At 74.1% G+C, this 12,984-nt stretch carries 10 protein-coding genes; 6 read left to right on the plus strand and 4 right to left on the minus strand.

Features of this window, described 5'->3' with window-relative positions:
• Positions 1-8: 8 nt before the first annotated feature.
• Complete coding sequence (locus tag ACIQAK_RS28100) at positions 9-2,135, minus strand: FUSC family protein (protein ID WP_366391783.1); 2,127 nt, start codon at positions 2,133-2,135, stop codon at positions 9-11.
• A gap of 37 nt (positions 2,136-2,172) precedes the next feature.
• Positions 2,173-3,384, minus strand: a complete 1,212-nt coding sequence (locus tag ACIQAK_RS28105) for a DUF2786 domain-containing protein (protein WP_366391782.1) — start codon at positions 3,382-3,384, stop codon at positions 2,173-2,175.
• Between the two features lie 95 nt (positions 3,385-3,479).
• Here ACIQAK_RS28105 and ACIQAK_RS28110 point away from each other — a divergent pair, with 95 nt between their 5' ends.
• Positions 3,480-5,147: a bifunctional 3'-5' exonuclease/DNA polymerase gene (locus tag ACIQAK_RS28110; protein WP_366391781.1), complete on the plus strand. Its 1,668-nt coding sequence runs from the start codon at positions 3,480-3,482 to the stop codon at positions 5,145-5,147.
• An 84-nt stretch (positions 5,148-5,231) separates the two neighbouring features.
• Here the strand turns inward: ACIQAK_RS28110 and ACIQAK_RS28115 are convergent, their stop codons facing one another.
• Complete coding sequence (locus ACIQAK_RS28115; protein WP_366391844.1) at positions 5,232-6,122, minus strand: carbohydrate-binding protein; 891 nt, start codon at positions 6,120-6,122, stop codon at positions 5,232-5,234.
• Positions 6,123-6,233: 111 nt separating this feature from the next.
• Positions 6,234-7,598, minus strand: coding sequence for a carbohydrate-binding protein (locus ACIQAK_RS28120; RefSeq protein WP_366391780.1), 1,365 nt, complete (start codon positions 7,596-7,598; stop codon positions 6,234-6,236).
• 222 nt (positions 7,599-7,820) lie between these two features.
• Here ACIQAK_RS28120 and ACIQAK_RS28125 point away from each other — a divergent pair, with 222 nt between their 5' ends.
• From ACIQAK_RS28125 to ACIQAK_RS28145, 5 genes are all read left to right on the plus strand, one after another.
• Complete coding sequence (locus ACIQAK_RS28125) at positions 7,821-8,516, plus strand: phosphotransferase (RefSeq protein WP_366391779.1); 696 nt, start codon at positions 7,821-7,823, stop codon at positions 8,514-8,516.
• A gap of 190 nt (positions 8,517-8,706) precedes the next feature.
• Positions 8,707-9,651, plus strand: coding sequence for an ABC transporter ATP-binding protein (locus tag ACIQAK_RS28130; RefSeq protein ID WP_366391778.1), 945 nt, complete (start codon positions 8,707-8,709; stop codon positions 9,649-9,651).
• The gene (locus ACIQAK_RS28135) at positions 9,648-10,622 is read left to right on the plus strand and encodes an ABC transporter permease (protein WP_366391777.1); all 975 of its coding nucleotides are present in this window, start codon (positions 9,648-9,650) and stop codon (positions 10,620-10,622) included. Before ACIQAK_RS28130 ends, ACIQAK_RS28135 begins: the two co-directional genes overlap by 4 nt.
• A gap of 46 nt (positions 10,623-10,668) precedes the next feature.
• Positions 10,669-11,073 (plus strand): GntR family transcriptional regulator, encoded by a 405-nt coding sequence (locus ACIQAK_RS28140; RefSeq protein ID WP_366391843.1) that lies wholly within the window; start codon positions 10,669-10,671, stop codon positions 11,071-11,073.
• Positions 11,074-11,202: 129 nt separating this feature from the next.
• Positions 11,203-12,969 (plus strand): hypothetical protein, encoded by a 1,767-nt coding sequence (locus tag ACIQAK_RS28145; RefSeq protein ID WP_366391776.1) that lies wholly within the window; start codon positions 11,203-11,205, stop codon positions 12,967-12,969.
• Positions 12,970-12,984 lie beyond the last annotated feature (15 nt).

Genomic DNA, 12,984 nt, shown 5'->3' on the forward strand with positions numbered 1-12,984 from the left:
CCGCCCGCTCAGCTCTCCGCCAGGGTGCTGCTGACGCGGGTGGAGCCGCCGCGCTCGTCCAGGGCGCGGGTGAACTCCTCCAGCGCGTCCAGCAGCAGCGCCGCGCCCCGGCGCACGACCGGGTCGCCGACCGGCGCCGTACCGTCCCGCACCGGTGTCGGCATGTCCCAGTGGGCCACCGCGTCCACCACCGGCTGCCAGCCGGGCAGCCGCCGCTCCCGTACCGCCCTGGCGCCCTTCTCGGTGGCCCGGCGCAGCGCCTCGGCCAGCTGGGCGGCGCCGGGCACCGGGTCGGCCGACCGGGCCGGCAGGTGGGCCTCCAGCACCATCGCGGACCGGCCGAGCTGGGCCAGGGCGTGCTGGGCGTCGGTGGCGGCGGCGCGGGAGATGCCCCGGTGGCGTACGGGTTCGTGCTGGGCGGTGGCCAGCGCCTCCTGCCAGGCGACCCTGGCCTCCCGGGTGGCGATCAGGGCGTCCCGTACCTCTTCCAGGTCGCGGTGGGCCGGGTCGGCGTACCGGTCGACCACCGTCGCCGCGTACCGCCCGTCCGCCACCAGCCACTCCGCCAGCCGGTTACGCAGCCGCGGGGTCTCCCAGGCCGGGTAGAGCGCGTACGCGGTCATCGCCAGAAGCCCGCCGGCCAGCGTCAGCACGATGCGTTCGGTGACGGTCTGCGACCAGTCGTCCCCCGCCATGCCGAGCAGGAAGACGACGTACGCGGAGACGCAGACCTGGCCGACCGCGTACCCGGTCCGCATCAGCAGGTACATCAGCCCGGCGCAGACCACCGCCAGGAGCGCGGAGAGCCGGGCGTCGGGGTGGGCGGTCTGCACGACGGCGGTGGCGAGCCCGATCCCGACCAGCGTGCCGCAGAACCGGGCCACCGAGCGGCCGTACGTCTGCGAGAACTCCGGACGCATCACCATGACGGCGGTCATCGGCGCCCAGTAGCCGTGGCCGAGCGGCAGGGCGGCGCCGACGAAGTAGCCCGCCACGGCGACCACCGCGACCCGGATCGCGTGGCGCAGGATCGGGGAGCTGAGGTGCAGCTCCCGGCGCATCGCCTTCAGCACCACCGGCACCAGCCGCGGCAGGGTCGGGCGGTGCCGGGTGTCCGGGGCGAGGTTCTCGGGCAGGCCGCTGTCGGTGCCGGTGCCCTCCGCGATCTCCAGGACGTCGTCGAGCAGGGCGGCGAGCCGGTCGGCGGCGCGCAGGGCGGGGCCGACGAGGATCACGTCGTTGTCGGGGGTCTTGAGGACGCCCAGGTCGGTGGCGGAGAGGTGGACGGGTTCGCCGTACCGGACGGCCCGGGCGGCGGCGTCGAGCACGGACCCGGCCGCGCCGAGCAGCTCGTTCACCCAGGCCCGCTCCAGGCCGTCGCCGGGGACGCCCATCGCCGGGTCGGCCAGCGAGGCGAGGACCGGGCGCAGCCGTTCCGCGATGCCCCGGGCGCCGTGCAGCTCGGCGGGGCGGCGGCGGGCCTGGCGCGGGGTGACGGCGGCGGCGCTGCGGGCGGTCATCAGGGGCAGCGGGTCGAAGGGGGCGACCGGGTCGTGGCGCAGCCTGCGGGCGTAGTCGGCCTCGGCCGCCAGCGCGTCGGCGAGCGCGTCGCGCTGGGCGCCCCATCTGCGGATCGGGAAGAGGACGATCAGCGCCGCCTGGACCACCCCGCCGACCAGGATCATCCCGGCATGGGCGGCGGCGTCCAGGACGGAGGTCGGCAGGGTGATCGTCACGAGCATGATCGCCACGTTGGAGGCGGCGATGATCCCGCCTGTGGGGCCCGCCGCCCAGGCCAGACCGGCGAGGAAGGTCCAGGCGCCGAGCAGGCAGAGGAACAGCACCGGGTGCGAGGCGGTGACATAGCCGAGGAACGTCGACACGGCGAGGCTGGCACCGGAGACGAGGGCGAGCACGGGACGGGGTCGCCAGCTGCGCTGGAAGGTGGCGATCGCCGCCTGGAAGGCGCCGAACGCCGAACTCGCCGCGATCTCGGGCCCGAAGAGGACGAGGCTCGTACCGACGACGAGGGCGAGCCCGGCCGCCCCGCGGAAGGCGATGAGCGGTTCGAGGCGCTGCCGCTCGATCTCCAGCCCCGAGCGGGCGGTCTCCTTCAGCGCCCGGAGCCAGCTCATGGGCCCGAGCCTAGCCCGGATTACGGACAAGCCCGGCTTACGCCATGATTTCGCCGTCGCGTCCACGGGGTGTGCGGCCCCGCGCGCCACCCATGCGGGCCCGGTCGGCGGCCTCGGTGCCGTGCGTCCAGCCGTCCAGGTCGGTGGCGCCGCGGACCCGGGTGGTGGTGGTCCGGGGGAACATCCGCTCGGCGGTCTCGGTGACGGCGACGTCCCGGGCGGCGAGGACGGGGAGCAGGCCGCCGGTGGCGGGGCCGCCGGTGGCGGGGCCGCCGGCCGCGTCGGTGTCGGTTTCCGCAGTCGCCGTGGCCCGTTCGGCGCTGTCGGCGAGCCGGGAGCCGAGCCGCTGCGCGTACGCCATCAGGAACGACTGCCGGAAGGTCTTGGTCCGCTTACGGCCCGAGGCCCGCTGCCCGGCCTCCGCCCGGGTCATCGCCGCCGTCCCCTGCACGAGCAGCGAGGTGAACAACAGCTCGACGGCCTCCAGGTCCGGCTCGAAGCCGACGACCGTGCTGAAGCCGAGGTCGCCGTTCCACACGGCCTGACAGCGGTTGGCGGAGGCGACGGCGTCGAGCAGGATCGCCTTCGCGCTCTCGTACGGGGGCTCCACCCCGATCCGGCACGCCCCGGGGGCCTCGGTGCTGTGCGTACGGGCGGCGATGAGGGCCTCGTCGATGCTGTGCCGGGCCATCAGCTCCTGCGCCTTGCTCGTCAGCGCCTCGGCCTCCTCCGGGAAGCCGGTTGCCTCCGCCTTCGCCAGCAGGGCCCGGATCCGGGTGAGCATGCGGGGCTCGTCGGGGGCGGGCGGCCGGTGGAGGTGGTCGGCGGCGGTGCCGGGCGCCGGGCCGACGGGCTCGATCGCGGGGAGCCGCAGCAGCAGCCGGTACAGCTCCAGCAGGTCGGAGGCGTAACCGAACCGGTCGGGCCTGTTGCGCGGCGCGGGCGGGGGCAGTTCGGCGAGCTGGGCGCGCCAGCGGGGCGGCAGCTCGGCGTAGCGGGCGGTCTCGGCGGCGATCAGCGTGCCCGCCAGCACCGCCCGCCGCTCGTCGAGCTCCAGCCGGACGAGACGGACCAGGTCGGCGGGGTGCCAGCCCCGCTCCCAGGCCCGGCGCACGAACTCCTCGCCGCGCCGGTGCAGCGCGTCGTCCGCGTCCGGGGCGGCGGCGAGCAGGGAGGCCCCGGTGTCCAGGGCCGCGTCGCCCTCCGCGTACAGCGCCGCCGCGCATGCCTGGTCGATCACCGGTTCCATCCGACCAGGGTAGGCGGACCGTCCCCGGGCCGGGCGGTGCCGGCGGAGCGCCCGGTTCCGGGGTGTTGTCGGTGGTGGGTGCCAGACTCGCACCCATGACCGAACGGTGGGCGGTGGCGGCCGGGGACGGGGGCGGGGCGCTGCTCGTGCCGTTGGAGCGGGACGGCACGCCCGCCGGACCGGTGCTGGCCGAGCCCGATCTCGTCGCGGCGGTCCGCTCCCGGCCCGAGGTGGGGCGCTGGGTGTGGCGGTCCACCGCCGAGCTCTACCCCCGGCTGCTCGCCGCCGGGGTCCGCGTCGAGCGGTGCTACGACATCGAGTGCGCCGAGCTCCTGCTGCTCGGCCACGCCGGGCGGCTCGGTGAGCCCCGGTCCGCGGCCGCCGCGCTGGCCCGGCTGGAGAACGCGCCCGTGCCGCCGGACCCGCCCGCCCGCTCCGCCGAACCGGGCGCGCAGTCCTCCCTCTTCGAGCCGTCCTCCGGCCCCGGGGTCCCCTTCGAGGGGCTGCTGCGGGTCTACGCGGACCAGACGCGCCGCCACGACGCCGCCGAGCACCCCGACCGGATGCGGCTGCTGACCGCGTCGGAGTCGGCGGGGATGCTCGTCGCGGCCGAGATGCACCGGGCCGGGCTGCCCTGGCGCGCCGACGTCCACCGGGAGGTGCTGCACGGGCTGCTGGGCGAGCGGTACGCGGGCGGGGGCGAGCCGCGCAGGCTGGCCGAGCTGGCGGACGAGGTGTCGGCGGCCTTCGGCAGGAGGGTCCGCCCCGATCTGCCCGCCGATGTGGTGAAGGCGTTCGCGCGGGCGGGGATCGCGGTGAGGTCGACCCGGCGGTGGGAGCTGGAGGGGCTGGACCACCCGGCGGTCGAGCCGCTGATCGCGTACAAGAAGCTGTACCGGATCTGGACGGCCCACGGCTGGAGCTGGCTCCAGGACTGGGTGCGCGAGGGCCGCTTCCGCCCGGAGTACCAGCCGGGCGGCACGGTCAGTGGCCGCTGGACGACCAACGGCGGCGGGGCCCTCCAGATCCCCAAGGTGATACGGCAGGCCGTCGTCGCCGACGAGGGGTGGCGGCTGGTCGTCGCGGACGCCGACCAGATGGAGCCCCGGGTGCTGGCGGCCATCTCCCGCGACCCGGGCCTGATGGAGGTGGCCGGTCACGACGGCGACCTCTACAAGGCGCTGTCCGACCGGGCGTTCCACGGCGACCGCGAACACGCCAAGCTGGCGCTGCTCGGTGCCGTCTACGGCCAGACGTCCGGGGACGGGCTGAAGAACCTGGCCGCCCTGCGCCGCCGCTTCCCGCGCGCCGTCGCCTATGTCGACGACGCGGCCCGGGCGGGCGAGGAGGGGCGGACGGTGCGGACCTGGCTGGGCCGCACCAGCCCCCCGGTCGCGCTGGCGGGCCAGGACGAGGAGGCGGGCATCCCCCAGGAGGGCGGTGAGGCCACGTCCGACGGCGGGACCGCCCGGGCCAGGGGCCGCTTCACCCGGAACTTCGTGGTGCAGGGCAGCGCCGCCGACTGGGCCCTGCTCCTGCTGGCCGGGGTGCGCCGCACCCTGCACGGACAGGGGCTCCGGGCCGAGCTGGTCTTCTTCCAGCACGACGAGGTGATCGTGCACTGCCCGGCCGAGGAGACCGCCGCCGTGACCGAGGCGATCCGGGCGGCCGGCGAGCTGGCCGGACGGATCGTCTTCGGGGAGACCCCGGTGCGGTTCCCGTTCACCACGGCGGTCGTGGAGCGGTATTCGGACGCCAAGTGAACCGGGGGGCACGCGAAGGCGCCCCGTTCACGCGCCGGACGGCGTGAACGGGGCGCGGGGCGGTGGTGCGCCCCAGCTGCTGGTCTACCCGCGTTCCCACAGCGCGGGGACGTTCGGCGGCTCCCAGCCCGTGACGGACCGGTGTGCCTGCCGGCAGCGGTAGGCGACCCCGCCGTAGGTGACGCGGTCTCCCGCGCGGTAGGAGGTGCCGGGCGACCACGTGCCACCCGGCGGATCGGTCGGCGGATCGGTGGGTGGATCGGTGGGTGGATCGGTGGGTGGATCGGTCGGGCCGGGTGTCTGGGCGACGTTCAGCACGAAGTCGAAGGTGCCCTGGCGCCCGTTGCCGGCGCTGCGGACGTTCATCAGCAGCTCCGGGTCGAACAGGGCGTCGGTGTTGTTGCGCGGCTCGCCCGGGAAGTAGAGCTGCGTGGTCAGGATGCGGCCCCCGGGGGCCTGGGCCTTCACGTGGATGTGGCGCGTGCGGCCCGGGTAGAGGCCCGGTACGACGGTGGTGAGGCTGAACGACCCGTCGGCACCGGTGAACTGGTGCCCCCGGAAGGCGAACCGGGCCATGTCGTACGACCCGTCGGTGTCGGCCTGCCAGAAGTCGAGCAGCGCCCCGGAGATGGGCCGGCACGCCCGGCCGAAGACGTAACCGCTGACGGTGAGCGGTACGCCGGGGGTGGACGGTGTCACCAGGCTGGTGCGCCGCGGGGAGTCGGGCTTGAAGTACGGGCCCTCCATCTGCGGCGGTGTCGTGTCGTCGCCGTCGTCGCACTGCGGGGTGGGGGCCAGGAGAGCGCCTGCGCCCGGCGGTGCGGCGTCCCGGGCGAGCGCGACGCCCCCTCCGGCGAGCAGCGGAGCCGCGCCCGCGACGATGGCGGCCTTCAGGAGACCTTTGCGGCTGATCCGCCGCCGGTCCGCCGACGCCTCATCGGACGCGCTCGGCTCATGGGGGGTTGCGTTGTCCATGTGTGGGGTCATGACGGTTCCTCGGAGTCCTCGGTGCGGGGAGCGGGAGAGGTTCAGGAGGTTCGGTGTGCCGGCGGGTGGCCGGTGCGGGCGCGAGCGCCGGGCCGGTGGTCAGACCCGCTGCCACAGGGCCGGGACGGCCGCCGGGGTCCAGCCGGCCTGGGCCGTGTGCGCCTGGAGGCAGCGGTAGGCCGCTCCGCCGTACGTGACGGTGGCGCCGACGGCGTACGACGTACCGGCTGCCCAGGTGCCGCCCGGCTGGTCGGTGGGCGGGGTGGTCGGGTTGCCACCGCCGCTGGTGACGAGCGTCAGCCCGTACGCCTCCAAGGCCGGCAGGAGCGGCTGGAAGTACGTCGTGCCGCCGGAGGAGCAGTTGCCGGAGCCGCCGGAGGTGACGCCCTGCGCCTGGCTGCCGGAGATGTACGCGCCGCCGGAGTCGCCCGGTTCGGCGCAGACGGTGGTGCGGGTCACGCCGGAGATGGTGCCCTCCGGGTAGGTGACGCTGGTGTTGAGCTGCTGGATCGTGCCGCAGTGCCAGCCGGTGGTGGAACCGGAGCGGCAGACCGAGGCGCCGACGACGGACGGGGTGGAGCCGGTGACGCTCACGTCGCCGCGCCCGTAGCCGTTGACCAGGGGCCTCGGCACCCAGTTGGCGTTGGTGGCGACCCAGGCGTAGTCGCGGCCGGGGAAGGTCGAGCCCTGGAAGGTGCCCTGGGCCTGCTGGTCGACGCCGTTGGTGGTGGTGCCGGTACGGCCGCAGTGGCCGGCGGTGACGAAGCCGTTCTGGGTGCCGCGCGTCACGGAGAAGCCGACGGAACAGCGACCGCCTCCGTTCATGTAGTACGCGTCGCCGCCGCGGATGTCCGCCAGGGCGCGGGGCTGCTCGGTGGACCGGGCGACGGTGACCAGCCGGCCGCCGACCCCGGCGGCCTTCACGAACGCCTCGGCGGCCGAGGTGCTCGCTCCGTTCACGACGACCCGGTTGGCCTCGACGTCCACGTACCAGACGGGCACGTTCTTCGGCGCCTTGCTCAGCGCCGCCCCGTCGAGCCGTTCCTTGACCGCTTCGAGCCGCTCCAGGCTGTGGCCGACGACCTCGGCCCTGGCCCCCTCCGCCGTGATGCGGGCGGCCTCGGAGGCGTCGGTGGTGGAGACGGTGAGGTCCGCCCGGTCCCCGCTGACCCGGGCCCCGGCGAAGCTGGCGCCGAGGGTCCTCTCCAGACCGGCGGCGACGGCCGCGGCGCGGTACTCGCCCGCGATCCGGGTCCTGGCCGCGTCCGCGCCGAGTCCGAGGTCGCGTTCCATGGCGGCCAGCAGTCCGGGCGGGAGGCTGTCGGCGGAGACGGCAGGGGTGGTGGCCGCGGGCGGGTCGGCGGACGCCACTCCGGTCAGTCCGGCGAGTGCGAGCGCGCCCACGGCCACGGTGGCGGTCGCGGTGGCGCGTACGCGTCTGCGGAGCGCGGTGGTGTTCTCCACGTAACTCTCCTTGTTCCAGGGGGGTGTCCCGGGCCCGGTGGGGGTTGGTCCGGACCAGGGAATTGCCGTCACCGTAGCCGCGGGCCGAACCGGCGCAGGAGATCCCGTTCGCCCCCTCCCCCCGCGTTATGGGGGCCTGCCGGAACGGGGAGCGGCCTCCTCCGCGCGCGAGGCAGCGCGGGCGTCTCCCCATCGGTGCTACGCCCGGGTAGGTTCGGCCCCATGCACACAGGGCAACTTCTGGGCTCGGGACGCACCGCCGACGTATACGAAATCGACGGCTCCTGGGTCCTTCGCCGCTACCGCGACCGCTCCGACACCACGCAGGAGCTGGCCCTGATGTCGTACGTCCGCGCCTTCGGGTATCCGGTGCCGCGCATCGGACCGCCCGCCGAGGGGGCCCGCCCCACGGACCTGGTGCTGCAGCGGCTGACCGGCCCGACCATGTCCGAGGCCTTGGTGGCGGGAACCCTGGGCGCCGCCGAGGGGGGCGCGCTGCTCGCCCGGTTGCTGCGCGAACTGCACGCGATCCCGCCCCGGGTCTCGGCCGATCCGCAGGACCGCATCCTCCACCTCGACCTGCACCCGCTGAACGTGATGCTGACGGACCGGGGGCCGGTGGTGATCGACTGGTCCACCGCGACGGAGGGCCCGCCCGGCTTCGACCGGGCGATGTCGGCGCTGACCCTGGCCCGGGTGGCGCTCGACCCGCAGTTCCCGGCGCCGGAGGACGAGGCCCGCACGCTGCTGGCGGCGCTCCTCGCGGAGCTGGCCGGGGACGGGGGCGCCGACGCCGAAGATCTGGCGCGCGCCCGGGCCCGGCAGCGGGAGAACCCGTTCCTGACGGCTCCCGAACGGGGTTGCCTGGACGCGGCGGTGGAGCTGGTGCTGGGCTGCGCGCCCCCGTCGCGGGGCTGACCTGGCGCCTTCCGGCCGGACCGTGCCGGGATCACGGCGGTGATCCTGGACGGTGGCGGAATCACGGTGGTGATCCTGGACGGTGGCGGAATCACGGTGGTGATCGCGCACGCGTCGGCGTGCGCTTGACAGGCATTCCCCGAGAACACCATGATTCCATTAATTGACTAATGGAATCGAGGCGAGTCGCGTGGCAGACACAAGCACTCCCGACGGATCTCCGGGCAGCTGGGCACTGGAGGCCCGCGGCCTGGGCAAGCGCTACTTCCGCGGCTGGGCGTTGCAGGACTGCTCCTTCCGCATCCCGGCCGGACGCATCTGCGGACTGGTCGGCCCGAACGGCGCGGGTAAGAGCACCCTGCTCGGCCTGGCGGCCCGTCAGGTCACGCCGAGCGTCGGCGAGTTGCAGATCTTCGGCGTGCCCGTCGACGACCCCGCCGTGATGCCGAGGTTCGCCTTCCTCGGCCAGGACAAGCCGCTGTTCAAGCGGTTCACCGTGGCCGACACCCTGCGGATGGGCGCCGAGCTCAACCCGGGCTGGGACGCGGCGGCGGCCGAGCGGATCGTCCGCTCCGGCAACATCCCGCTCCACGCGAGGATCGGTACGCTCTCCGGCGGCCAGCGCACCCGCGTCGCCTTCGCGCTCGCCTTCGGCAAACGCCCCGACCTGCTGCTCCTGGACGAGCCGATGTCGGACCTCGACCCGCTGGCCCGCGACGAGATGAGCACGCTGCTGATGGCGGAGGCCGTCGAGCGCGGCACCACGGTGGTGATGTCCTCGCATCTGCTGACCGAGCTGGAGGACATGTGCGACTACCTGCTGGTGGTCGCGGACGGCCGGATCCGGATGGCCGGGGACGCCGACGCGCTGGTGCCGGCCCACACCCTGGTGACGGGAGTGACCCGGGACGGCTCCCTGCCGCCCGAGCTCGACCGGCACACCGTGGTCGAAACCCGCGTCCAGGGACGGCAGTTCCAGGCGATGATCCGGCCGAAGGGCCCGCTGCCCGCCGACTGGGAGAGCGCCGAACCCTCCCTGGAAGAGGTGCTGCTCGCCCATCTCCGCTCACCGGACGCACCCTCGCTCTACACCCAGGGCGCCCGCGTCGAAGCCGAAGGGACCCAGGCCGCATGAGCACCCCCACCCTGACCGAGACCCCCGCCGAACACCGCCCCAGGCCGCGCCTGTTGCGCGGGCTGCCCTGGCTGGTCGTACGCCAGCACCGGACCGCGATCTTCTGTGTCCTCGGCCTCACCGTGCTCGGCACGCTCTGGATCGTCTACCAGCGCCATGAGCTGGTCCAGCTGCTCGACGCGGCCGGCCGGCCGGAGAAGGAGGTCGCGTACTCGCTCCAGGACAGCGAGAGTTACGGCTACCTCTCCGGGCTCCTCAACGGCCTCCCGCTGATCCTCGCCTTCTTCGTCGGCGCCCCGCTGATCGCGGGCGACCGGGAGAACGGCACCGCGCAGCTGGCCACCACGCAGTCCGTGACCCGCCGCCAGTGGGTGATCGCCAAGCTCGGTCTCGCCTACACCCTCGCCCTGGTCTGCGGCCTGGTCCTCTCGGCCGCGTTCACCTGGTGGTGGGAGCCGCACCGCTCCTTCTTCACCAGCGAGTGGATCGAAGGCCCGATCTTCGACAACACGGGCCCGGTCCTGCCCGCGCTCCTCCTCTTCATGACCGCCGCAGGCATCACCATCGGCGTCCTGGCGCGCCGGGTGCTCCCCGCCATGGGGCTCACGCTGGTCTTCACCTTCGTCACCGAGATGGCCGCGGACATGGTCCGGCCCCGTCTCGGCTCCACCCGGATGTTCACGTACCCCAAGGACACCGAACTCCCGGCCCGTTTCGACGAGGCGTACGAGGTGGACCGCTGGGTCGGCAACGCGGACGGGGACCTGTTCGGATGGGGCACCTGCGCCGAGGCCACCGAGCAGGCGCAGAACGCGTGCGTCGAGAAGCACGGCATCGTCAACGACGTCATCGAGTACCTCGACTACGAGCAGATGGCGGCGATGCAGTGGACCGCGGCCGGTCTTCTGCTCGCCGCGACGGCGCTCCTCACGGGGTTCGTGGTGTGGCGGGTCTCGCGCCGCCCGCTGTAGGGGCGGTGCGCATCCCTTACGTAAAGTGTCGGCATTCGAGCGGAAGGTGAAGTCCGTGGTCGTGTTCCGCATCGACCGGCGCAGCGGGGTGGCGACGTACCTCCAGATCGTCCGCCAGGTCGAGCAGGCGCTGCGCATGGGGGCGCTGGAGGAGGGCGACCGGCTGCCCACCGCCGCGCAGGTCGCGGCGGAGACCAAGGTCAACCCGAACACCACGCTCAAGGCTTACCGCGAACTGGAACGGGCGGGCCTGGCCGAGGTGCGCCAGGGGGCGGGCACGTTCATCACCCGCTCCCTCGCCCAGCCCCAGTCCGGCCCCGACTCACCGCTGCGCGCGTCCCTGACCGCGTGGATGCACCAGGCCCGCACCGAAGGCCTCACGGGTAGGGACGTCACGGCCCTGTTCCACGCGGCGTTCGAGACCACCTATCCGGGCGAGGCGCCGGACTGAGGTTGCCCTCAGGTACTGACGGGCTGCGCCGAAAGCGTGACGCATCCCCACCGGTTGCTCTAAAGTTTGCGTCCTCATAAGGAACATTTCCTTGTAACTCGCAGCTATGAATGAGGAATTGGGGCAAACTTGACAGTCCCCGCCCAGCCGACGCCGCCCCCCGGGCCTCGGCCTCCCTCCCCGTCACCGCAGCCGCCTCGGATCGAGGACGCCCGCACCGAGACCACCCGTCTGCTCTGCGCGGGCCCCTACCTGCGGGCGCGCTTCCGGCGCAGGGTCGTGTCGGAGCTGGTCGAGCACAGCGGGCGGACGGTGGCCCCCTCGGCCGGTGTCGACATCGTGCCGGTGCTGGCCCACGCGTTACGGGCACGCGGGCTCGAGTTACGCGCCGGCGGCTGGGTCGCGCTCCTGGGGGTGCTCTTCCTGCTGGCGGACTACTTCGGCGAGAGCTTCGGCTGGATGACCTCCTGGAGCCTGGCCGAGGCGTACGGCCACAGCTATGTGGAGCAGGACTTCTTCCTCCCCACCGACCTGCTGGGCGTGCTGGACACCTCGTGGCACGGTCCGGGCTCCGGGCTCTGGGCGTGGAACTACGCCATCGTGAGCGCGCTGCTGTGGGCGGCACGGAGCGCCTCGGGACGCGGCACCAGTGTCTACTCCCTGGACGGCCTGCGGGGCCGGGGCCGGGGCCGCGGCCGGCTGGTGGCGCTCGTCCCCCAGGTGCTGATGGCCCTGTACTGGGCCTCGGCGCTGGTCGCCGTGTGGAACCACGCCGGGAACTGGATGGCGGTGGTCTTCCCGCTGCTGATGGTGATCCCCGTGTGGCGGCACCGCAACGCGGTGGAGGCGGTGATGCACGGTCGGCTGGGCGCCGAGGTCTTCGGCGAACAGCCCCGCGAGGAGCTGACCGGCCCGGGATGGCTGCGGGAGATCGGCCGCGCCATCGACCGGGAGCAGACATCGGGGATCGTCCTGTACGAACCGTCCCGGCCGTTCGTCGGGTCGGGGAGTGCCCTGCCGTCCTGGTCGCTCGTGATGGACCTGCGCCGCAGGCCGGGGACGGACGCCGAGCCGCTCACCGCGGCCGGGGTGCTCGGCTGCGTGGGCGAGCGGCTGGCGGACCTCGGCCGGCTGCCCTCACCCCCCTCGGGCCTGGACCGGCTCAGGGGTGTGGAGATCGACGAGTTGGTCTACCTGCCGTCGGGGCCGGCGAGGAACCAGGTCGACCACGGGGCGGCCGCCACGGAGTCGCACCGGTCGGCCGCGGTCGGCGAGGGCGGCGAGGCGCGACGGCACTTCCTGCGGGTCCGGGTCGCCGCGTGGGACCACCAGGTGGTGGTCTCCGTACTGGTACGCGTGCACACCCAGGGCGAGCTGCTGGTGCTGGAGGTCGTGCCGCACGTACTGGACCCGCTCGATCCGGCGTTCGCACTCGTCGACGTCCTGGTCGAGCGGGGCCGTTCCCTCCCGGCGACCTCTGCGGCGCGAGCACTGCTCTGCGCCCCCGCCTCCGGGGTGGCGGCGGTCCTCTCCGCCACGCGCACGGTGACCGGTGAGGTCCGCCGAGCGGTACGCCACCGGCTGCGGGGCAGCGCGCTGGACATGCCGGCCGAGGGAGCGGCGGCATCCGTACGCGAACTGGCCTCCCTGCCGGGGAAGTCGACGTTGCAGCGGATGGACGTCAGCCGCTACCTCAGGACGATCCAGGAACGCATCGGCACGGGGGCCCTCCAGGCCCTGATCGAGAAGGGCCACGACACGGGACGGCTGGAGCAGCAGATCATCGAGGTGAGCAACGGCGGGGTCTACATCGGGGCGATGAGCGGAGGAGCCGTGGCGACGGGCCGAGGCGCCAGGGCGCGGGCCGGCGGAGCCGTGCGCCAGATGATCCGCTGACGGGACGGCCGGCCG

It is taken from the genome of Streptomyces sp. NPDC088706 (assembly GCF_044752765.1).
GTDB lineage: Bacteria > Actinomycetota > Actinomycetes > Streptomycetales > Streptomycetaceae > Streptomyces.